Here is a 21,058-nt window from a genome sequence, read left to right as displayed (position 1 = left end):
GGGAATACGAGCATGACCAATGAGATCCATTCGATGGTGATCGCGTCCGACTACCGGGTCCCGGATCCGAGCCGAGTGTGGCCGTTGTTGCAGCGCAAGAAGTCGGCGCTGGCCGCGATCGGAGCCCACCACGTTCTGGTCTATACCTCGACCCACGACTACGGCCGAGTCCTGGTGATGATCGGCGTGCACAGCCGCGAACCGATCGTGGAGCTGCTGCGCTCCCGGGTCTTCTTCGAATGGTTCGACGCGGCGGGCGTCGCGGACATCCCGGCGGTCTTCGCCGGCGAGATCGTGGACAGGTTCATTGCCGAGGCTCCGGCCGCGGGGGCCGCCGGCCGGGCACCGGGGGTCGTGGTGGCCGGAATCGCGTCGGTGGACGACGTGTCGACACTGACCGCCGAGGTCGGCCTTGCGATGGCGCGGTTCACCGCCGCCGGCATCCGAAAGACGTGGGTTTTCCAGGCTTTCGACGACGAGCACGAGGTCCTGATTCTGCAGGAATTCCCGGACGAAGGGCGCGCCCTGGAGTGGATCGACCATCCCGATGCCGCGGCCCAATGGATGGGCCGCGCCGGAGTGGGTGCCTACCCACCGCTGTTCGTCGGCCGGCTTTCGGAGATGATGCGGATCGAGACGGATTGAGCGGATCGCTCGATGTATGTCTGCCTGTGTAACGGCGTCACCAGCCAGATGGTGGCCGAGGCCGTTGCTGCCGGCGCCTCGACCACCAAGGATGTGGCCCAGGCCTGCGGAGCGGGCGCCGACTGCGGACGATGCCGGCACACCATTCGCGCGATCCTTGGTGCTCGTCGAGGCGGTGCTGTCGCGGAGCGGACACCGCACCGGTCCTGAGTCAGCGGCGCGCGGTGCCGTCCGACGACGTGGGCGCGACGAGATCGCCGAGTAGGTGCGGGATTTCGAGCCGCGGCAGCACCGCCTCGACGAGCACCAAGCGGTCCCGGTGCGCCGCGGCCGCGGTGAGCGCGTCATCGAGTTCGCCGTACGTCTGCGCCCGGAACGCCAGGTGATCGGCCACTCCCAGCGCGCTGGGGATGGCGGTCCAACTCCAGTCGACGATGTCGTTGTAGGGGGCCGTTTCGCCGTGTATCGCCCGTTCGATGGTGTAGCCGTCGTTGTTGACCACCACGATGACTGGCGACAGCCCCTCGCGGGAGAAGTTGCCGATCTCCTGGACGGTCAGTTGAGCGGCTCCGTCACCGATCAACAGCACCGTCCGGCGGTCGCGATGGGCCACCGCGGCCCCGAGCGCCGCCGGTAGCGTGTAACCGATTGAGCCCCAAAGGGGTTGACCGATGAAGGTGACGCCGTGCGGCAACCGGTGGTCCGCCATGCCGTAGAACGAGGTGCCCTGCTCGGCCAGCACCACGTTGCCGGGCGTGAGCGCGTCGTTGACCCGGTCCCACAGCATCCGCTGGGTCAGCGGGTCGTCGCGCCGCGGCGTCGGCGGCGGCCGGTGGTCATCCGGCGCCGGCACGGGGGGTGAGCATATCCCGCGCCCCGCCAGGATCTCGGCCAGCGCGCGCAGCGCGGCGCTCATCTCTAGCGGCGCGAACACCTCACCGGCGACGGTGCATTGGTACTGGCCGATGTCGATGGTGCGCGCCGGATCGATCCGCTGGCTGAAGAACCCACTGACCATGTCGGTGAACACCACCCCGGCCGTCACCAGCACCGGAGCCTGCTCGATCGCCGCACGCACCCGCTCCGCGCTGGCGGCTCCGGCATAGATGCCCAGAAAGTTGGGAGAACTCTCGTCGAGCAGGCTCTTGCCCCACATCAGCGTGGCATGCGGCACCACATCGGCGGCCAGCAACACCTCCAGCTCGCCGACCGCCCGCAACCGATGAACCAGCAAGTCGGCCAGCACGGTGAGCTGGTGCTCGCCGATCAGTGCGGCAGCGGCTTCGGTGAACAGCGACAGCGCGCGCGGGCTGGTGCCGCCGCCGTATCGGGGGAGGGGGGCGCTGGGCGCTTCGGTGGGGAAGCGGGCCACGTCGGTGGACAACAGTAGGTATCCGGGCCGCTTCTGCTCCCGCACCTCGCACAGCACCCGATCGATCTCCCGGCATGCCGTTGCCGGCATGAGATTGGCTTGGGCGCAAGTGATTTCGCGGCTGATCCGAAAGAAGTGCTCGAAGTCCCCGTCGCCGAGCGAATGGTGCAGCGCCCGGCGGGTGCCCTGGGCGTCTTTGGAGGGGCCGCCGACGATGTGGACCACCGGCACATGCTCGGCGTAACTGCCCGCGATCGCATTGGCCGCCGACAGTTCTCCGACACCGAATGTCGTTACCACCGCCGACATTCCGCGCAACCGCCCGTAACCGTCGGCGGCATAGCCGGCGTTGAGCTCGTTGGCGTTGCCCACCCACCGGATGGCTGGATGGGCCACGATATGGTCGAGGAACTCCAGGTTGTAGTCGCCGGGCACGCCGAAGATTTCGGAAACGCCGAGTTCGGCGAGGCGGTCCAGCAGGTAGTCGCCGACGGTGTATACGGGTTCGTTGGGGCCAGCCGCACGATCGGTCACGAAGACGACGGTACGCCGGGCGAAACCATTCCCGCCGCGGCGCGGTCGCGCTATCGTCGGCGCCATGGCAGTCAAGGAATCCCGCGAAGTAGTCATCGAAGCAAGCCCCAAGGAAATCCTCGACGTCGTCGCCGACATCGAGGCCATGCCCGAATGGTCCGACATCCATCAGAGCGCCGAAGTGCTCGAACGTCACGACGACGGCCGGCCGCGGCGAGCCCGGATGAAAGTCAAGACCGCCGGAGTCACCGACGAAATCGTGCTCGCCTACAGCTGGCGCGACGACGGTGTCACCTGGACGCAGGAAAGCGGCAAGGCGTCGCGTAACCAAGAGGGCGGCTACACGCTCACCTCGGAGGGCGACAAGACCCGGACGAAGTTCGACCTGAGCCTGGACCCGCTGGTGCCGCTGCCCGGCTTCGTGATCAAACGCGCCATCAAAGGGGTCATCGAGATCAATACCGACGGGCTGCGCAAGCGGGTGCTCAAGGTCAAGAAGGGCGGCTAGCCACCGTGACCGGCGGGGGACCCTTGGCGGGGGTGAAGGTCATCGAACTCGGCGGCATCGGACCGGGCCCCCATGCCGGGATGGTGCTGGCCGACCTGGGCGCCGATGTGGTGCGGGTGCGCCGTCCCGGCGGGTTGACCATGCCGTCCGAGGACCGGGATCTGCTGCATCGCGGGAAGCGGATCGTGGACCTGGATGTCAAGGCCCAGCCCGGTGCGTTGCTGGCGTTGGCCGCCAAGGCCGATGTGCTGCTGGACTGCTTTCGTCCCGGCACCTGCGAGCGGCTCGGCATCGGTCCCGACGACTGCGCGGCGGTCAATCCGCGACTGATCTTCGCGCGCATCACCGGCTGGGGACAGGACGGGCCGCTGGCATCGACGGCCGGCCACGACATCAACTACCTGTCGCAGACCGGTGCGTTGTCGGCGCTCGGCTACGCCGACCGGCCGCCGATGCCGCCGCTGAACCTGGTAGCCGACTTCGGCGGCGGCTCCATGCTGGTGCTGCTGGGCATCGTGGCCGCGCTGTATGAGCGGGAGCGGTCGGACAAGGGCCAGGTGATCGACGCCGCGATGGTCGACGGGGTCAGCGTGCTGGCCCAGATGATGTGGACCATGAAGGCAATCGGGAGTTTGCGCGACGAACGCGAATCGTTCCTGCTCGACGGCGGCGCCCCGTTCTACCGTTGCTATGAAACGGCCGACGGCAAATATCTAGCGGTGGGCGCCATCGAGCCGCAGTTCTTCGCGGCGCTGCTGGCCGGGCTCGGCCTGACGGCCGACGACGTGTCGAACCAGCTCGACGTCGGCTCGTACCCGCGGATGCGCGACATCTTCGCCGAGCGGTTCGCCGGCCGGACCCGCGACGAGTGGACCGAGGTCTTCGCCGGCACCGACGCGTGTGTGACTCCGGTGCTGACCTGGAGCGAAGCGGCCGGCAACGCCCACCTGAGAGCCCGATCGACGGTGATCAACGTCGACGGTGTGGACCAGGCCGCACCCGCGCCGCGCTTCTCGCGCACCCCGGCCGGACCCGTCGCGGCACCGCCGGCAGCAACCACGCCGATCGACGAAATAAACTGGTAGTCACCTATTCTTTCGAATTGTCTCGAACACGTCCGCGAATAGGGCGGCGTTGCTAGCTTGAGCTTGGTGGCCGTCAAAGCATCGCGGGAGATCATCATCGATGCGCCTCCGGAAGTGGTCATGGAGGCGCTGGCAGATGTGAGTGTGCTGACGTCCTGGTCACCGCTGCACAAACGGGTGGAAGTGATCGACTATTACCCGGATGGTCGCCCTCATCATGTGAAAGCCGTGGTCAAAATTCTAGGGCTGGTCGACAAGGAGATCCTGGAATATCACTGGGGCCCGGACTGGATGTGCTGGGATGCCGACCAGACTTTCCAGCAGCATGGCCAGCACATCGAGACCACCGTCAAGCCCGAAGGCGTCGACTCGTCACGCGTGCGGTTCGACATCACCGTCGAACCGGCCGGCCCGATTCCCGGCTTCATCGTCAAGCGGGCCAGCGAACACGTGCTGGATGCCGCGGCGAAAGGGTTGACCGAACTGATCAGCGGCCACAGCAACCGGGATCCTCTGACATAGTTCCGTTTCCGCCGCACCGCGAGCCGGCCCGTGGTTGCTAACTTGGTGGCAGTGGCTGTCCAAGCGTCGAGCGAAATCGTCATTGATGCGCCCCCTGAGGTGATCATGGAGGCGCTCGCCGACATGGACGCGGTGCCGTCATGGTCTTCGGTGCACAAGCGGGTCGAGGTCGTCGACACCCATCCCGACGGTCGACCGCACCACGTGAAGGTCACCGTCAAAGTGACCGGCATCGTGGACACCCAACTGCTCGAATACCACTGGGGGCCGGACTGGATGGTCTGGGACGCCCACAAGACCGCTCAGCAACACGGGCAGCACGGCGAGTACAACCTGCGCCGCGAGGGCGAAGACAAGACCCGGGTACGGTTCACCCTCACGGTCGAGCCGTCGGCTCCGCTGCCCGAGTTCTGGATCAAGCGGGCACGCAAGAAGATCCTGCACGCCGCCCTCGAGGGACTGCGAAATCACATCATGGGCAAAACCGGATAGCCCCGTCGCGCAGTGTGGCAAGTCGTCTGATCGCCTCGTCGAGGGTGTCCTCGCGTTTGCAGAAGGCGAAGCGCACCAAGTGATTCCACAGGTCGGCGTGCTGCGCCGCGGGGTCGCAGAACGCCGACATCGGGATAGCGGCCACCCCCGCCTTCTCCGGCAGCGCCGCGCAGAATGCCGTGCTGTCGTGGTAGCCCAGCGGACGCGGGTCTGCGCATACGAAGTAGGTGCCGTAGCTTTCGTGCACCTCGAAACCGATCTCGGTCAGTCCCGAGGCCAGCCGATCGCGTCTGGTCTGCAAAGAACTGCGCAGCGCGGCCACCCAGTCGTCCTCGCTGTCCAGCGCAACGGCCACCGCCGGCTGAAACGGCGCGCCGCCCACATAGCTCAGATACTGTTTGGCCGCGCGCACCCCGCCAATGAGTTGCGCAGGGCCGCAAGCCCATCCGATCTTCCAGCCGGTGCAGTTGAACATCTTGGCCGCGCTCGAGATCGTGATCGTCCGTCCGGCCATGCCGTCGAAACCGGCCAGCGGTTGGTGATCGTGGCCGTCAAACACCAAGTGCTCGTATACCTCGTCGGTGATCACCACAAGGTCCGCGGCCACCGCGATCTCCGCGATGGCCGCCAGCTCGGCCCGGCCCAGCACCGCGCCGGTCGGATTGTGCGGAGAATTGACGATCAACGCCCGGGTGCGCGGCGTCACCGCGCGTCGCAACGCGTCGGCGTCCAGGGCAAAGCCGCGGCCGTCGGCCACCAGCGGCACGGAAACCCGATGCGCGCCGGCCATCGCCACCACCGGCGAGTAGGAGTCGTAGAACGGCTCGATAAGCAGCACCTCCGAGCCCGGCTCGACGAGGCCGAGCACGGACGCGGCAATGGCTTCGGTGGCCCCGACCGTGACCAGCACCTCGGTATCCGGGTCGTACTCGATGCCGAAGTGGCGGTGGCGCTGCGCGGCGATGGCCTGCCGCAGGGACGCGACGCCTATCCCCGGCGGATATTGGTTGGCGCCGCCGGCGATGGCGTCTTGTGCGGCCTTGAGCATCGCCGGTGGCCCGTCCTCGTCGGGAAACCCCTGCCCGAGGTTCACCGCGCCAACACGGGCGGCCAGCGCCGACATCTCGGCGAACACCGTCGTCGCGTAGGGCTGCAGCCGCGACACCGTCATGGCAGACGAGCTTAGGCGCAACAATGATGCCGAACGGCGGTGCGACCGCTGACGGGCAGCCTCTATCGCATCTGCCACCTAGGCACTGTTGGACCCATTGACCTCTATGTGGCCGGTGCGACATCTGCGGTGCACATTTTCCACAACTGCGCCGACCTGCAAACTCTTGACCAACCAACAGGTTGGCCGAGGGCCCCTGTTAGTGTTCCCCTACTGGACCTAGTCTTGAAGACGGATCTAGCCCCCTTTCCCCCGAACAGGAAATCGACATGCCCGAAGAAGCCTTTATCTACGAGGCCATCCGCACCCCGCGTGGCAAGCAGAAGAACGGATCGTTGCACGAGGTCAAGCCCTTGAGCCTGGTCGTCGGCCTGATCGAGGAGCTGCGCAAGCGCAACCCCGACCTGGATGAGAACCTGATCAGCGACGTCATCCTGGGCTGCGTTTCACCCGTCGGTGACCAGGGTGGTGACATTGCCCGGGCCGCGGTGCTGGCGTCGGGCATGCCGGTCACCTCCGGCGGTGTGCAGCTCAACCGGTTCTGCGCTTCGGGCCTCGAGGCCGTCAACACCGCCGCGCAGAAGGTGCGCTCCGGGTGGGACGACCTGGTGCTGGCCGGCGGCGTCGAGTCCATGAGCCGGGTGCCGATGGGTTCCGACGGTGGCGCCATGGGCCTCGACCCGGAGACCAACTACGACGTCATGTTCGTTCCGCAGGGCATCGGCGCCGACCTGATCGCCACCATCGAGGGCTTCTCCCGCGAAGACGTCGACCGCTACGCGTTGCGCAGCCAGGAGAAGGCCGCCGCCGCATGGTCGGGCGGCTACTTCGCCAAGTCGGTGGTTCCGGTCCGCGACCAGAACGGCCTGCTGATTCTCGACCACGACGAGCACATGCGGCCCGACACCACCATGGAAGGTCTGGCCAAGCTGAAGCCCGCCTTCGAGGGCCTGGCGGCGATGGGCGGCTTCGACGACGTCGCGCTGCAGAAGTACCACTGGGTGGAGAAGATCAACCACGTCCACACCGGCGGGAACAGCTCCGGGATCGTTGACGGTGCCGCCCTGGTGATGATCGGCTCAGAAAAGGCGGGGGAGGCCGCCAATTTGACCCCGCGGGCCCGCATCGTGGCCACCGCCACCAGCGGCGCCGACCCGGTGATCATGCTGACTGGCCCCACCCCGGCCACCCTCAAGGTGCTTGACCGGGCCGGGCTGACCGTCGACGACATCGATCTATTCGAGCTCAATGAGGCGTTTGCCGCGGTGGTGCTGAAATTCCAGAAGGATCTGAACATCCCCGACGAGAAGCTCAACGTCAACGGCGGCGCCATCGCGATGGGCCACCCGCTGGGCGCTACCGGCGCGATGATCCTGGGCACTATGGTCGACGAATTGGAGCGCCGCAATGCCCGACGGGCGCTCGTCACGCTATGTATCGGCGGCGGCATGGGCGTCGCGACGGTTATCGAGAGGGTTTAAAAGTCATGCCCGACAATACAATCCAGTGGGACAAGGACGCCGACGGCATTGTCACGCTGACCATGGACGACCCGTCGGGGTCGGCCAACGTGATGAACGAGGCCTACATCGAGTCGATGGGCAAGGCCGTGGATCGCCTTGTCGCCGAAAAGGATTCGATCACTGGCGTGGTGATCACCAGCGCGAAGAAGACTTTTTTCGCCGGCGGTGATCTCACGTCCATGATCAAGGCCGGGCCCGAGGACGCCGGACAATCGTTCGACACTGTCGAGACGGTCAAGAAACAACTGCGCACCCTGGAGACGCTGGGCAAGCCCGTGGTCGCCGCGATCAACGGCGCCGCGCTTGGCGGCGGACTCGAGATCGCGCTGGCCTGCCACCACCGCATCGCGGCGGACGTCAAGGGCAGCCAGCTCGGCTTGCCCGAGGTGACGCTGGGCCTGCTGCCCGGCGGCGGCGGCGTGACGCGCACGGTGCGGATGTTCGGGATCCAGAACGCGTTCGTCAACATCCTGTCCCAAGGCACCCGGTTCAAGCCGGCCAAGGCCAAGGAAATCGGACTGGTCGACGAATTGCTGCCCACCGTCGAGGAATTGGTGCCCGCCGCCAAGGCTTGGATCAAGGCCAACCCCGACAGCCATGAGCAGCCGTGGGACAAGAAGGGCTACAAGATGCCCGGCGGCACCCCGTCGTCCCCCGGGTTGGCGTCGATCCTGCCATCATTCCCCGCGTTGCTGCGCAAGCAGCTCAAGGGTGCGCCGATGCCGGCACCCAAGGCCATCCTGGCCGCCGCGGTGGAAGGTGCCCAGGTCGACTTCGACACGGCCAGCCGCATCGAGAGCCGGTACTTCGCCTCGCTGGTCACCGGCCAGGTCGCCAAGAACATGATCCAGGCGTTCTTCTTCGACCTGCAGGCCATCAATGCCGGTAAGTCGCGTCCCGACGGGATCGCCAAGACCCCGATCAAGAAGATCGGGGTGCTGGGCGCGGGCATGATGGGCGCCGGCATCGCCTACGTCTCGGCCAAGGCCGGCTACGACGTGGTGCTCAAAGACGTCACTGTGGAGGCCGCGCAGAAGGGCAAGGGCTACTCCGAAAAACTGGAGGCCAAGGCGCTCGAGCGGGGTCGCACCACGCAGGAGCGCAGCGACGCCCTGCTGGCGCGCATCACCCCAACGGGCGACCCCGCGGATCTCAAGGGTGTTGACTTCGTCATCGAAGCCGTCTTCGAGAACCAGGAACTCAAACACAAGGTGTTCCAGGAGATCGAAGACATCGTCGAGCCCAACGCGGTGCTGGGGTCCAACACCTCCACGCTGCCGATCACCGGTCTGGCGACCGGCGTCAAGCGGCAGGAGGACTTCATCGGGATCCACTTCTTCTCACCGGTCGACAAGATGCCATTGGTGGAAATCATCAAGGGCGAGAAGACCTCTGACGAGGCGCTGGCCCGGGTGTTCGACTACACGCTGGCCATCGGCAAGACCCCGATCGTAGTCAACGACAGCCGCGGCTTCTTCACCTCACGGGTCATCGGCACCTTCGTCAACGAGGCGCTGGCGATGCTCGGCGAGGGCGTGGAGCCGGCGTCGATCGAACAGGCCGGGTCGCAGGCCGGGTACCCGGCGCCGCCGCTACAGCTGTCCGACGAGCTCAACCTGGAGCTGATGCACAAGATCGCCGTCGCCACCCGTAAGGGTGTCGAGGATGCGGGCGGCACCTACGAGCCGCATCCCGCCGAGGCGGTCGTCGAGAAGATGATCGAGCTCGGGCGGTCCGGCCGCCTCAAGGGTGCGGGCTTCTACGAATACGTCGACGGTAAGCGAACCGGCTTGTGGCCGGGGCTGCGGGAGACGTTCAAGTCGGGGACGTCGGCGCCGCCGCTGCAGGACATGATCGACCGGATGCTGTTCGCCGAGGCGCTGGAAACCCAGAAGTGCCTCGACGAGGGTGTGCTTACGTCCACGGCCGACGCCAACATCGGGTCGATCATGGGCATCGGCTACCCGCCGTGGACCGGCGGCAGCGCACAGTTCATCGTCGGCTACCAGGGGCCGGCCGGGATCGGCAAGGAAGCCTTTGTGACCCGTGCCAAGGAGTTGGCCGCCAAGTACGGCGACCGTTTCCTGCCGCCGGACTCGTTGACGTAGTTTCGGCTGCAAACAGACAGCACGGCCCCGGAAAACTCGGTTTTCGGGGGCCGTGCCGACTGGCGCCGGCGGCTCGCCGGCGCCGCGCTCACTGCAGGTTAGCTCGCGGTATTCCTTGAACCGCATCGAGTCATAGCGGCGCACGCCCTTGGTGTTCAACTTCGCGACCGCCCGGGTGAGCCCACCGGGCAGCAGCGACACGAATGCCCGCGAGTTTCTGGAGGGCTATTTCGATTTCCAACACCGGCACCGCGACGGCCCGGTGGTGGTGGCCGGATTGACGATGCTGGCAGATCTCGGGCTTGTCGATATGGTGCTGGGCTGGCGCGACCGGCTGGAAAAGGACTGCAGGACTGTTGTCTGCGGTTTCGGCGATGCGCCGCGCCCGGGGTTACGAACCTGCCCGGTGTACGCGGCGTTAGCTGCCTTAGGCGCCTGACACCGCGTTAGAGTCCCTAACTATGCGCTTTGGTCTGTTCATTCCGCAGGGTTGGCGAATGGATCTGGTGGGGATCGAACCCGCAAAGCACTGGGAGGTGATGCGCGACCTTGCGACGTATGCCGACGGAAGTGCGTGGGATTCACTGTGGGTTTACGACCACTTTCATACCGTCCCGCTGCCGACCGATGAAGCCACTCACGAGGCGTGGTCGTTGATGGCGGCATACGCCGCGACCACGTCGCGGATCAAGCTGGGCCAGATGTGCACCGCGATGAGCTACCGCAACCCCGTCTACCTGGCCAAGGTCGCGGCCACCGCCGACATCATTTCCGGCGGCCGGATCCAGATGGGCATCGGCGCCGGATGGTACGAACATGAGTGGCGCGCTTACGGTTACGGCTTTCCGCCGGCCAAGGCGCGGTTGGCTCGCCTGGACGAGGGCGTGCAGATCATGCGGGACGCCTGGCGCGACGGCAAAGTGACTTTCACCGGCGAGCACTACCGAGTAGACGGTGCCATAGTATCGCCAAAGCCGCTGCAAGCCAGCGGTATTCCGCTGTGGATTGCCGGCGGCGGGGAAAAGGTGACGCTACGCATCGCGGCGAAGTATGCCCGGTACACCAACTTCACACCCGAGCCCACCGCATTCACCCGAAAGTCGGAACTGCTGGCGCAGCATTGCCGAGAGCTGGGCACCGACTTCGACGCCATCGTTCGCTCATCAAACTTCACCGCCGTCATCGGGACCTCGGACACCGATGTCAAGGATCGGTTACAGCGGGTCCGCGACCGCCTGGTGGGCTATGTTCCTGAGACGCTGGCGGATTCGATGGTCGCAGGCCTTTCGGATGCGGCGACGGGCACGCCGGAACAGGTGATCGAGCAGCTGGCCAAGACCCGCGACCTGGGATGTGAATGCGCCATTTGCTATTTCCCCGAGGCCGCCTACGACCGTTCGGGCATCGAGCTTTTCGAACGTGAAGTGATTCCGGCGCTGAGTTGATTGCCTTGTGAATGTGCCGGGCGCTGCCGTCAGATGTCGGTCGTCACGTATCTGGTCTTGACGGGAGGCGCGGCGAGCAGCGGCGGAAGCTCCGTCAGTCTCCCTTCGCCGGCGCGAAATCTGCGGTAGGCCTCGTCGTGCTCGACGGTGTCCCAGAGTTCGTAGATGAGCCAGTGGGCTTCGTCGTCCTGATCGACCAGCACGTCGGTAGCGAGGTTGCCGTCGAACGCCCGGGTGTCTTGCAATGCCCGGCTCATGACCTCGCGCGCCGCGGGCACCGCTTCGGGTTTGAGCCTGAGTTCAAGTGTCACCGTGATCGGCATGGTCGGGTCCTCGCATGGGGGTATTGGGCTGGCGGGGGATCCCTTGACGATAGCGGCCGGGCGATAGACCGGCGCCTGGCACGATGAGAATGCTATTTCTGAAATGTGCGAATGGCGTTGTACTATTCAGTAAAGCGCCTTATTGTGCTGCCGACGACGAAGGATTGCGCGATGCAGAAGGCACTGGCCCCCGACATCTCGACCTGGCCCGACGACGACCCGCAGCTGATCGGCAGTCGCTGCGGCGACTGTGGCGCCACGACCTTCCCCGTACAGCAGTGGTGTCCGCGCTGCAGCGGTGCGGACATGAGCGAGGTGTTGTTGCCACGTCGCGGCACCCTGGTGGCCTGGACCACCCAGGGGTTCCCGCCCGGACCTCCCTATGCCGGGCCTGCCGGCAAGGATTTCGTGCCGTTCGGCGTTGGCCTGGTTCAGCTGGGTTCCGCTGGGCCTAGGGGAAGGGGCGGTGATCCGGGTCGAGGGGCGGCTGACCGAGAACGACCCGGCGAAGATCCAGGTCGGCCAGGAGTCTAGATCGCCGGGCCCAACAGGTCGTCGGCGTCGCGGATGATGTAGCCGTAGCCCTGCTCGGCCAGGAACCGCTGCCGGTGCGCGGCGTACTCGGCATCGAGACTGTCGCGGGCCACCACCGAGTAGAAGATGGCGCCCCCGCCGTCGGACTTGGGCCGCAGCAGCCGGCCCAACCGCTGCGCCTCTTCCTGACGCGAACCGAAAGTGCCCGAGACCTGAACCGCCACAGAGGCTTCCGGCAAGTCGATGGAGAAGTTAGCCACCTTGGACACCACCAGCGTCGAGATCTCGCCGCGGCGAAAGGCGTCGAACAACGCCTCGCGTTCGGTGGTCCTCGTCGATCCTTGGATGACCGGAGCATTCAGCTCGGTGCCCAGCTCCTCGAGCTGATCCAGGTAGGCGCCGATCACCAGGGTCTGCTCGCCGGGGTGTTTTTCCAGAATCGACTTGACCACAGCGATTTTGGTGTGCACGGTCGAACACAGCCGGTAGCGCTCCTCGGGCTCGGCCGTCGCGTACTGCATCCGCTCGTTGTCGGTCATCGTCACTCGGACTTCGACGCACTCCGCCGGTGCGATCCAGCCTTGGGCCTCAATGTCTTTCCAGGGCGCGTCATAGCGCTTCGGGCCGATCAGAGAGAACACGTCGCCCTCGCGGCCGTCTTCGCGGATCAACGTGGCGGTCAGCCCCAGTCGCCGCTTGGACTGCAGGTCGGCGGTCATCCGGAAGACCGGCGCCGGCAGCAGATGCACCTCGTCATAGATGATCAGCCCCCAGTCGCGGCTGTCGAAGAGTTCCAGATGCCGGTATTCGCCCTTGGTGCGACGGGTGATCATCTGGTACGTCGAAATGGTGACCGGCCGAATTTCCTTGCGCTCACCGGAGTATTCGCCGATCTCATCCTCGGTCAGCGAGGTGCGGGCGACCAGCTCGCGCTTCCACTGCCGCGCGGCCACGATGTTGGTGACCAGGATCAGGGTCGTGGCCTGAGCTTTGGCCATTGCGGCCGCGCCGACCAGGGTCTTGCCCGCGCCGCACGGCAGCACCACCACCCCGGAGCCGCCGGACCAGAACGAGTCGGTGGCCATCTGCTGGTAATCCCGCAGCTGCCAGCCGTCTTCGTGCAGACTGATCGGATGCGCCTCACCGTCCACGTAGCCGGCGAGATCTTCTGCGGGCCAACCGATCTTGAGCAGCAGCTGCTTGACCCTGCCTCGTTCGCTGGGGTGGACGACGACGGTGTCCTCGTCGATGCGAGCGCCGAGCATCGGTGCGATCTTCTTGTTGCGCAGCACTTCCTCGAGCACGGCACGGTCCAGGCTGAGCAGCGTGAGGCCGTGTGCGGGATTCTTGACCAGTTGCAGTCGCCCATAGCGGGCCATGGTGTCGACGATGTCGACCAGCAGCGGCTGCGGCACGGCGTAGCGGGAGAAACTGACCAGCGCATCGACGACCTGTTCGGCGTCGTGCCCGGCGGCGCGGGCATTCCACAACGCGAGCGGGGTGATCCGGTAGGTGTGCACATGCTCGGGTGCGCGTTCCAGCTCGGCGAACGGCGCGATCGCGGCGCGTGCGGCGCCGGCCAGCTCATGGTCGACTTCGAGCAGCACCGTTTTGTCGGACTGCACGATCAACGGCCCGTCGGTCACAAGCTCGCTCCGCGGCAATCGAGTCGTCGGGTCATGGGTTCCATTATCGTTCATCGACCGACATCACCGAGGTGATGCGATGGATGGCGAAGTCGCGCAGCTTCCCCGACGACGAGTCGAAGGCCATCAGCTGCCCGCCGCGGACGGCGATCGGTGACACCACCCGCTGGGTCGCCACGCCGGCGGCGTCGAGGTAGCCGATCAACACCGTAGCCTCATCCTTTATCGCGCGCTGCAGGAGCGACATCGCGACGGCCGGGTCGACGCGGATGTTGCCGAACGGCGCCGCCGTCACCTTCCGCAGCACCGCGACCACCGCGTGCAACGTCTCGCTGCTGGGCCGCGGAGCCGGGCGGTAGGGCCGGCGTTGGTTCGGTGCGGGGACCCGGGCGCCGCGCGGCCGGACGTCGACGATCGCGCCGGTCGAATCTTCGGCGGCCGGAGCGAAGCCCGCATTGCGCAAGGCGGCTAGCACCTCGGCGATGGGCGCGGGTGACACCGCCACCGTCGGCGCCAGAGCCCGCAGCTGCGGGTCCCCGGCCGCAGCCACGGCCTGGGCCAACAGTGCGGGGTCCTCACACCGCACAAACGACGCGGCCATGCCGATCCGGAGTTGTCCGTGGCGGCGTGCCACATCGTCGATCAGGTAGGTAAGTCCTTGCGGCACCGGAGTTTTGGAGTGGCCTGCGAAGAACCCGTGCATCCAGTCGCGGGTCTTGCCGACGTCGAGCGCATGCCTGATGGACTGCTCGCTGACCCGGTACACCATTGCCGCACCGGCCGATTCGACGGTAGCCACCGTGGCCAGCTGGTCGGCGAGGTCGCGTTGCAGCGGCCCCGGCGCCACGACGGTAAGATCCGCCTGCACCAGGAAGTGGTCGATAGGCTTGGGCAGCGCCCGGGTCATCGCATCGACTACGACGGCGGGATCGGCGGTTGCCTCCAGCAATGCGCGGCCCGGCGTGCTGATTGCTCCGCGACCCACCAGGCCCAGCGCGTGGCCTTCGGTCAACAGATCCGCGACCGGCCCGGGCTGCAGTCGCCGGCCCCAGCGCGGACGCCGCCAGATCAGGGCCGCCGACGCAGTTGCCGCATCGACACCGGCGCCGGCAGCCAACTCGGAAAGCATCCCCAGCAACAGCTGGCGATCCAGCGGCGCCGCCGTCGAAAATAGCGAATCACTCAGGGCGGCATACGGTTTGCCGTCCGGGCCGCGGCTGCCAAGCAGCGCCGGCCGGCCCGGCAGGTCGAGCCAGGTGCGGGCCAGCAGGTGCCACCGCTCGGCCGGGGACATGTCGGCGAACCGGTCGGCGGCCGGCGTCGGAGCCCAATAGGGCGCCTCGCCGTGCGACGGCAGCGGCTCGGGCATGCCGCCGGCGATCAGCCCGGCGGCGGCCACCACCTCGAGGATCAGACCCAGACGTGGTTCGTCGATCCCCGTTGCCTTGGCAAGCCGCTTGATTTCGCGCACGCCGAGGCCGCCGGTGCGCAGCTCGGGAACCGGTGTGGCGCTGAGGTTCTGCAGCAGGACGTCGATCTCTCGCAGCAGGTCGATGACGGCTCCGGCGGCCGCGGCGTCGACGTCGCGGGGCGCGGTGGTGGACACCACCGGATCGGGCGCGGTCAGCTGCATCGGACCGGGTTCCTCGCCGCGGAGCACCTGCCCGACTTGGCGGGGCAGGATCACCGTCTCGGCATCGACGCGCCGCAGCAGTCCCGCGGCCAGCAGCCGCGGCACCGGGCGGTCCGGCGGAGCCCCGGGTGCGGCGTCGCGAGTGCGCCCCATCGGTGATCCTTCGACGAGTTTGTCCAGCACCTCGCGCTGGGCCTCGTCGAGCGCGGCGATCGACTCGCCGATCTGCTCGCCGGTGCGTGTGCCGTCTTCGAGAGTGACCTGGCCCGGGTGCCACGGCAGCGCCGTGCCCGTGTCGGCGGCGACCCGCACCGCGCTGTCGCCCCAGACCAGGGCTCGCTTCTTGAGGTCGGCCAGCGCCTCGGTCACGTCGGCTTCGCAGGCGCGGTCCCCGATCAACGACAGCAGCTTGGTGATCGGCACGGGTGCGGTGTCGGCTTGCAGCACCAGCAGGGCGTCCAGCACCGCCAGCCGCAGGAAGTCGAGGTCGTCGGTGGCGGCCTTGACCGACTGCCGGGCCTGGGCGCGCGCGGCCAGCGCGGCGATGCTGCCCGGTGGCGGCTGCGCCAGATCCGGCCGATACTCCAGCAGCTCGATCAGCTGCTGGTCGGATAGGTCGGCCAGCCAGGACCCCAGCGGGATCTCCTGGATGTGTTCGGTCGGGGCTTGCTCAGGCATTGCTGATCAGCGTAGGCCCGACCTGCAACCTTGCGCCGCGGGCGGGAGGAAGACCTGTCAGAATGGATGCCGTGGCTGACAATGCTGACGGCAAGGCGCGCAAAACCAAGTACGTGGACAACGGCTGGCCGACCACCGACCCGGACGACCATGCGGTAAGCGAACTGGTGACCGACCGCACGGGTGCGTTGTCACCCTTCGGTGAATTGGCGTTCCCGCTGCCCGCCGACGACCTGCCGTACCTCCACCCGGTGACCGTCGTCAACAGGTAGGACGACGCCGATGGCCGAAGCGGCCGATTTCCACTCGGGCGGCCTGTCGCACCTTGACGAGCGGGGAGCCGCCCACATGGTCGACGTGACCGAGAAGTCGGCCACCCGGCGCACCGCCGTCGCCGCCGGTGCGTTGCGCACCTCGAAGCAGGTGGTGGCGCTGATCTCCGCCGGCGGTCTCCCCAAAGGCGACGCGCTGGCTACGGCACGGGTGGCGGGCATCATGGCGGCCAAGCGCACCAGCGACCTCGTTCCGCTGTGCCATCAGCTCGCGCTCACCGGTGTCGACGTGGACTTCGCCGTCGGCGAGTCCGACGTCGAGATCACCGCAACGGTACGCAGCACCGATCGAACGGGGGTCGAGATGGAGGCGCTGACCGCGGTGAGCGTCGCGGCTCTTACGCTCTACGACATGATCAAAGCGGTGGACCCGGCGGCCCGGATCGACGACATCCGGGTGCTGCGCAAAGAGGGTGGCCGTAGCGGAAGCTGGCAGCGGTGACCGGCGCGCGGTCCGCCCGGGTGATCATCGCGTCGACCCGCGCATCGTCGGGCGTTTATACCGATGAGTGCGGTCCCATCGTCGCCGAATGGCTGGCGCAGCGGGGTTTTTCGCCCGTCGAGTCGGAGGTGGTCGCCGACGGGAATCCGGTCGGCGAGGCGCTGCACAACGCCGTCGAGGCCAAGGTCGACCTGGTCATCACCTCCGGCGGCACCGGCATTTCGCCGACCGACACCACCCCGGAACAGACCGTGGCGGTGCTGGATTTCGTCATCCCCGGGTTGGCCGACGCGATCCGTCGCTCGGGCCTACCCAAGGTTCCGACGTCGGTGTTGTCGCGGGGGGTGTGCGGCGTCGCCGGCCACTCGTTGATCGTCAACCTGCCGGGTTCACCCGGTGGGGTTCGCGACGGGCTCGGCGTTCTCGCCGACGTGGTGGATCACGCACTTGATCAACTCGCCGGCCAAGATCACCGGCGATGACGCTGGTCCTGCGCGCTTCCCTGACCGATCAGCCGATCCATCTGGCCGAACATGAGGATCTGGTGAGCCATCAGGCGGCCGGAGCTGTCGTCGGGTTCGTCGGCGTGGTCCGCAATCACGATGGCGGACGGCACGTGGTGCGGCTGGAGTACTCGGCACATCCGTCGGCTGCCCAGGTTCTTGCCGACGTGGTAGCCGAGGTCGCGGAGAACGCCACCGGGGTGCGTGCGGTGGCGGCCAGCCACCGCGTCGGTGTCCTGGCGGTCGGGGAGGCGGCCTTGGTGGCCGCCGTCGCCGCCGATCATCGGCAGGCCGCGTTCGCCACCTGCGCACAGCTGGTAGACACCATCAAACAGCGGCTACCGGTATGGAAGCACCAGTTCTTCGGCGATGGCTCCGAAGAATGGGTGGGCTCGGCCTGAGCCCCTGTCTTAGGAGATGACAGTCGGTTGGGCGAGCGCGTCCAGCGCGTCGTTGCCGCTGACGTTTTGTCCCACGATCGCCTGCCAGAGCTTCTTGGTGTAGGCGACGTTCGAGACCTGGTGAATCTCCACCGGTGCGTTGGCCGCATCGGCCGGCGCTGGCGCGTCGGCCGGGTCGGTCAGCGGCAATCCTGCCTCCAGGACTGCCCGGGCCTCCGGCGCAGCCGGAACCGCCTCCGGAGCGGGAGCCAGGTCGGCCGGGGCCGGCGCCAGGTCGGCGGGAGCGGGAGCCAGATCGGCGGGTGCCGGGGGCAGGTCGGCCGGGGCGGGCGGCAGGTCGGCGGGTGCCGCCAGCTCGGCAGGAGCCTGGGGAGCCGGCAGTTCGTTACCGGCGAATTGCACCTGCGGGGCCGGGTCAGCCGGCGGCGCAACGTCCGCGGGGGGGGGGGCGTCGGCCAGCGGGGCCGGTTCGCCGTTGACATCCGGCGCATCGACGGGCGCGTCCATCGCCGCCGGAGCAGGAACGTCGCGGGGAGTGGCAGACGACAGCCCGTGACCGCACACCGGCCAGGCGCCGCGGCCCTGGGTGGCCAGCACTCGCTCGGCGACCGCGATCTGTTGTTCCCGGGTGGCCAGTTGGGCCGACGGGGCGAACTCGCCGCCGCCGTGGGAGGCCCAGGTGCCTGGGGTGAACTGCACGCCGCCGTAGTAGCCGTTGCCGGTGTTGATCGCCCAGTTACCGCCGGACTCGCAACGGGCTACCTGATCCCATTCCCAATCGGTGGCCGCGGCCGCATGACCGGCCATGGCGATGCCGCCGCCGCCGAGCACCGCGCCGGTAAAGGCAACTTTGGCGACGCTGACGCTTGATGTGGTGGGCTTACGGTGACGTCCACTCATACGCTCGGTTATTCCTCTCTGTACACGCCTACGAGGTCAGCTGTCGGGTTCGGGTTGGTTCAAAACCAGAGAGGCCACCCGGCCAGCGTCGTACTCCGGTGAGACGACGTCGGCTTCACCCCAAGGGCCGTGAACGGCCCTGGTCCGATCTCGGCGGACCCGGTGGGTCCCCCGCCTCCATCCGCGTTCGGAACCCCTCACCTACTGGATGGAGCTCGGCGCGTGGTAGGCAGGGTGGGCAAGTCAGTGGTTCGTTGACGAGCCTTCGGAGACGGTAGCGGTTTCAGCCAATCTCGTCACGTGTGAGATGGGCCGGCGTTTTGCTCACAGACGCCGCCGAAAACCCCAAGAAGCGCGGCTATTTGCGCAGGTCATAATGCTCGACACCGCACCGTGTCCGGCTTGTTATCGTTCCGTTACGTGACAAATCTCACAGCGATCAGCCGCCCGCAAAGGGGGGGAGTACATCAAGCGTGTCGCCGGCGGATAACGATGTGGCGTCGTCTCGGACGGCAATACCGTCGCGCAGATAGGAGCATCGGCCCAACACCGTTGCCAGCCGAGCGTTGCGTGCGGCCAGGCCGTCGACCAATTCGGCCACCGTGGCGCCGGGCCGCAACGTGACTGTTTCCGACTCGATACCGGCGGCCGCTCGCGCCGCCGCGAAGTAGCGGACGGTCACCTGAATCCCAGTGGCATCTGCCACCGAGTTAGCCAGCGTGTTAGCCATCGGGTTAGCCACCGATGGCGCTCATCGGGCGGTCGGGCTGCACGAAATCCGGATCGTTGATGCCGTGGCCGGCCGGCTTGCGCCACATCGCGGCGCGCCATGCCCGCTCGATCGCGTCGTCGTCAGCGCCGCTGCGCAGCAGGCCGCGCAAGTCGGTCTCCTCGCCGGCGAACAGGCAGCTGCGGATTTGGCCGTCGGCGGTAAGCCGGGTGCGGTCGCAAGTCGAGCAGAAGGCATGCGAGACCGAGGCGATGACCCCGAACTTGCCGGCCGGCGTGTCGGGGCCCGAGTCGGCCAGCCAGAGCTCGGCCGGGGCCGAACCTCGCGGGGCCGGGTCGGGCCGCAGCCGGAAATGCGGGCGCAACGCTGCCAGCACATCGTCGGCGCTCAGCGCGGCGTCGCGGCGCCATTGGTGCCCCGCGTCGAGTGGCATCTGCTCGATGACTCGCAACTGGTAGCCGTGTTCCAGGCAGTAGCTCAGCAGCTCGACGACATCCTTGCGGCCGGTGGCGGGGTCGAGCACGGCGTTCACCTTGACCGGGGTCAGGCCGGCGTTCTTGGCGGCGGCCAGGCCCTCCAATACGTCGGTGAGCCGGTCCCGACGGGTGATGGCGGCGAAGTGGGCGCGGTCCACGCTGTCCAGTGAGACGTTCACCCGGTCCAGGCCGGCGTCGGCCAAAGCGGCTGCCCTTCGTGCCAGCCCGACGCCGTTGGTGGTCAACGAGATCTCCGGACGAGGCCGCAGGCCGGCCGTTACGACAACGACCTCTTCCAGGTGGCGGGCCAACAGCGGCTCGCCGCCGGTAAACCGCACGCTGGTGACACCGAGCCGGGTGACGGCGAGACCGATCAGCCTGCCCAGCTCCTCAGCTCGCAGCAATTGCTCCCCCGGCAGCCAGTCCAGGCCGTGCGCCGGCATGCAATAGTTGCACCGCAGATTGCAGCGGTCGGTCAGCGAAACCCGTAGATCGGTTGCGACCCGGCCGAAGCTGTCCAGCAACGGGCCTTCCACGGGGGCGGCGTCCGGTAGGGCCGCTGGCTCCGGCAACCGACCACGCACCGTCGGAACGCCCAGCGCCGTCACCGTCATACGGTCACGCGTTCGATTCGAGCCGGCGCACCGACGGGAACGATCTCTTTGCCCAACGGCACCAACGACACCGGGATCAGTTTGAGATTGGCCAGGGCCAGCGGAATGCCGATGATCGTGGCGGCCATCGCCACCGCGCTGACCAAATGCCCGATTGCCAGCCAGATGCCGAACAGCAGCACCCAGATGACATTGCCGAGCAGCGCGCCGGTCCCGGCGCTCGGCTTGTCGACGATCGTCCTGCCGAACGGCCACAACGCGTACGACGCGATGCGCAGGGCCGCGAAGCCGAACGGGATGGTGACGATCAGCAGGAAACAGACCAACGCCGCAACCAGGTATCCGACGGCCAACCACAGGCCACCGAAGACCAACCAGATAACGTTCAGGATCAGGCGCATATCTCCTCCAGCGGTAATCCCAGCCTACTCAGTACGCGGT

The 21,058-nt window shown here is 67.2% G+C and carries 23 protein-coding genes, 1 pseudogene and 1 riboswitch; of the genes and pseudogenes, 15 read left to right on the top strand and 9 right to left on the bottom strand.

Features of this window, described 5'->3' with window-relative positions; genetic code table 11:
* Window positions 1-12 precede the first annotated feature (12 nt).
* On the top strand, window positions 13-645 hold the full coding sequence (locus B4U45_RS09400) for a fatty-acid--CoA ligase (protein ID WP_075549021.1): 633 nt from the start codon (window positions 13-15) through the stop codon (window positions 643-645).
* Window positions 646-657: 12 nt separating this feature from the next.
* Window positions 658-855: a (2Fe-2S)-binding protein gene (locus B4U45_RS09395; RefSeq protein ID WP_075549020.1), complete on the top strand. Its 198-nt coding sequence runs from the start codon at window positions 658-660 to the stop codon at window positions 853-855.
* A gap of 1 nt (window position 856) precedes the next feature.
* Here the strand turns inward: B4U45_RS09395 and B4U45_RS09390 are convergent, their stop codons facing one another.
* A complete protein-coding gene (locus B4U45_RS09390) occupies window positions 857-2,617 on the bottom strand; it encodes an alpha-keto acid decarboxylase family protein (RefSeq protein ID WP_122526509.1) in 1,761 nt (586 codons plus the stop codon).
* Here B4U45_RS09390 and B4U45_RS09385 point away from each other — a divergent pair.
* From B4U45_RS09385 to B4U45_RS09370, 4 genes are all read left to right on the top strand, one after another.
* Complete coding sequence (locus B4U45_RS09385) at window positions 2,616-3,059, top strand: SRPBCC family protein (protein ID WP_075549019.1); 444 nt, start codon at window positions 2,616-2,618, stop codon at window positions 3,057-3,059. The two genes, B4U45_RS09390 and B4U45_RS09385, sit on opposite strands and share 2 nt — an antisense overlap.
* 5 nt (window positions 3,060-3,064) lie before the next feature.
* Window positions 3,065-4,144 (top strand): CaiB/BaiF CoA transferase family protein, encoded by a 1,080-nt coding sequence (locus tag B4U45_RS09380; RefSeq protein ID WP_075549018.1) that lies wholly within the window; start codon window positions 3,065-3,067, stop codon window positions 4,142-4,144.
* A gap of 66 nt (window positions 4,145-4,210) precedes the next feature.
* Window positions 4,211-4,666 (top strand): SRPBCC family protein, encoded by a 456-nt coding sequence (locus tag B4U45_RS09375; protein WP_082275601.1) that lies wholly within the window; start codon window positions 4,211-4,213, stop codon window positions 4,664-4,666.
* A 51-nt stretch (window positions 4,667-4,717) separates the two neighbouring features.
* The gene (locus tag B4U45_RS09370; RefSeq protein WP_075549035.1) at window positions 4,718-5,158 is read left to right on the top strand and encodes an SRPBCC family protein; all 441 of its coding nucleotides are present in this window, start codon (window positions 4,718-4,720) and stop codon (window positions 5,156-5,158) included.
* On the opposite strand, the gene B4U45_RS09365 is transcribed toward B4U45_RS09370, so the two are convergent.
* The gene (locus tag B4U45_RS09365) at window positions 5,139-6,329 is read right to left on the bottom strand and encodes a pyridoxal phosphate-dependent aminotransferase (RefSeq protein WP_075549017.1); all 1,191 of its coding nucleotides are present in this window, start codon (window positions 6,327-6,329) and stop codon (window positions 5,139-5,141) included. The two genes, B4U45_RS09370 and B4U45_RS09365, sit on opposite strands and share 20 nt — an antisense overlap.
* 269 nt (window positions 6,330-6,598) lie before the next feature.
* Here B4U45_RS09365 and B4U45_RS09360 point away from each other — a divergent pair, with 269 nt between their 5' ends.
* The 4 genes from B4U45_RS09360 to B4U45_RS09345 all read left to right on the top strand — a co-directional run bounded on the left by B4U45_RS09360 (window position 6,599) and on the right by B4U45_RS09345 (window position 11,405).
* Window positions 6,599-7,810, top strand: a complete 1,212-nt coding sequence (locus B4U45_RS09360; RefSeq protein ID WP_036414594.1) for an acetyl-CoA C-acetyltransferase — start codon at window positions 6,599-6,601, stop codon at window positions 7,808-7,810.
* Between the two features lie 5 nt (window positions 7,811-7,815).
* Window positions 7,816-9,960 (top strand): 3-hydroxyacyl-CoA dehydrogenase NAD-binding domain-containing protein, encoded by a 2,145-nt coding sequence (locus B4U45_RS09355; protein WP_075549016.1) that lies wholly within the window; start codon window positions 7,816-7,818, stop codon window positions 9,958-9,960.
* Window positions 9,961-10,111: 151 nt separating this feature from the next.
* Window positions 10,112-10,399 (top strand): hypothetical protein, encoded by a 288-nt coding sequence (locus B4U45_RS09350; RefSeq protein WP_075549015.1) that lies wholly within the window; start codon window positions 10,112-10,114, stop codon window positions 10,397-10,399.
* Window positions 10,400-10,421: 22 nt separating this feature from the next.
* A complete protein-coding gene (locus B4U45_RS09345) occupies window positions 10,422-11,405 on the top strand; it encodes an LLM class F420-dependent oxidoreductase (protein WP_075549014.1) in 984 nt (327 codons plus the stop codon).
* Between the two features lie 29 nt (window positions 11,406-11,434).
* Here B4U45_RS09345 and B4U45_RS09340 read toward each other — a convergent pair whose 3' ends face one another.
* Complete coding sequence (locus B4U45_RS09340; RefSeq protein WP_036408968.1) at window positions 11,435-11,728, bottom strand: putative quinol monooxygenase; 294 nt, start codon at window positions 11,726-11,728, stop codon at window positions 11,435-11,437.
* Between the two features lie 171 nt (window positions 11,729-11,899).
* On the opposite strand from B4U45_RS09340, the pseudogene B4U45_RS09335 reads away from it, so the two are divergent.
* A pseudogene (locus B4U45_RS09335) lies at window positions 11,900-12,257 on the top strand (Zn-ribbon domain-containing OB-fold protein); the annotation flags it as partial.
* Window position 12,258: 1 nt separating this feature from the next.
* Here B4U45_RS09335 and B4U45_RS09330 read toward each other — a convergent pair.
* Window positions 12,259-13,908: a DNA repair helicase XPB gene (locus B4U45_RS09330; protein ID WP_036410095.1), complete on the bottom strand. Its 1,650-nt coding sequence runs from the start codon at window positions 13,906-13,908 to the stop codon at window positions 12,259-12,261.
* Between the two features lie 43 nt (window positions 13,909-13,951).
* The gene (locus B4U45_RS09325) at window positions 13,952-16,219 is read right to left on the bottom strand and encodes a helicase-associated domain-containing protein (protein WP_083155099.1); all 2,268 of its coding nucleotides are present in this window, start codon (window positions 16,217-16,219) and stop codon (window positions 13,952-13,954) included.
* A 71-nt stretch (window positions 16,220-16,290) separates the two neighbouring features.
* On the opposite strand from B4U45_RS09325, the gene B4U45_RS09320 reads away from it, so the two are divergent.
* From B4U45_RS09320 to B4U45_RS09305, 4 genes are read left to right on the top strand one after another with little or no spacing between them, the layout of a single operon-like run.
* Window positions 16,291-16,491 (top strand): hypothetical protein, encoded by a 201-nt coding sequence (locus tag B4U45_RS09320; RefSeq protein ID WP_089025224.1) that lies wholly within the window; start codon window positions 16,291-16,293, stop codon window positions 16,489-16,491.
* Window positions 16,492-16,501: 10 nt separating this feature from the next.
* On the top strand, window positions 16,502-16,993 hold the full coding sequence (gene moaC / locus B4U45_RS09315) for a cyclic pyranopterin monophosphate synthase MoaC (protein WP_075549011.1): 492 nt from the start codon (window positions 16,502-16,504) through the stop codon (window positions 16,991-16,993).
* Window positions 16,990-17,475 (top strand): MogA/MoaB family molybdenum cofactor biosynthesis protein, encoded by a 486-nt coding sequence (locus B4U45_RS09310; RefSeq protein WP_075549010.1) that lies wholly within the window; start codon window positions 16,990-16,992, stop codon window positions 17,473-17,475. Before moaC ends, B4U45_RS09310 begins: the two co-directional genes overlap by 4 nt.
* Window positions 17,472-17,897, top strand: a complete 426-nt coding sequence (locus tag B4U45_RS09305) for a molybdenum cofactor biosynthesis protein MoaE (protein ID WP_075549009.1) — start codon at window positions 17,472-17,474, stop codon at window positions 17,895-17,897. Before B4U45_RS09310 ends, B4U45_RS09305 begins: the two co-directional genes overlap by 4 nt.
* A 9-nt stretch (window positions 17,898-17,906) precedes the next feature.
* On the opposite strand, the gene B4U45_RS09300 is transcribed toward B4U45_RS09305, so the two are convergent.
* From B4U45_RS09300 to B4U45_RS09285, 4 genes are all read right to left on the bottom strand, one after another.
* The gene (locus tag B4U45_RS09300) at window positions 17,907-18,797 is read right to left on the bottom strand and encodes a transglycosylase family protein (RefSeq protein WP_099224583.1); all 891 of its coding nucleotides are present in this window, start codon (window positions 18,795-18,797) and stop codon (window positions 17,907-17,909) included.
* 9 nt (window positions 18,798-18,806) lie between these two features.
* A riboswitch (cyclic di-AMP (ydaO/yuaA leader) is annotated at window positions 18,807-19,000 on the bottom strand.
* A 236-nt stretch (window positions 19,001-19,236) separates the two neighbouring features.
* Window positions 19,237-19,527, bottom strand: coding sequence for a MoaD/ThiS family protein (locus tag B4U45_RS09295; RefSeq protein WP_075548288.1), 291 nt, complete (start codon window positions 19,525-19,527; stop codon window positions 19,237-19,239).
* A gap of 4 nt (window positions 19,528-19,531) precedes the next feature.
* Window positions 19,532-20,617 (bottom strand): GTP 3',8-cyclase MoaA, encoded by a 1,086-nt coding sequence (moaA, locus tag B4U45_RS09290; RefSeq protein WP_075548287.1) that lies wholly within the window; start codon window positions 20,615-20,617, stop codon window positions 19,532-19,534.
* Window positions 20,614-21,018 (bottom strand): YccF domain-containing protein, encoded by a 405-nt coding sequence (locus B4U45_RS09285; protein ID WP_075548286.1) that lies wholly within the window; start codon window positions 21,016-21,018, stop codon window positions 20,614-20,616. The genes moaA and B4U45_RS09285 overlap by 4 nt, the downstream gene beginning before the upstream one ends.
* Between the last annotated feature and the right edge of the window lie 40 nt (window positions 21,019-21,058).

Origin of the sequence: Mycobacterium persicum, from assembly GCF_002086915.1 — a bacterium.
GTDB lineage: Bacteria > Actinomycetota > Actinomycetes > Mycobacteriales > Mycobacteriaceae > Mycobacterium > Mycobacterium persicum.
The sequence above is the reverse complement of the archived record's forward strand: the minus strand, read 5'-3'. Positions and strand labels throughout refer to the sequence as shown.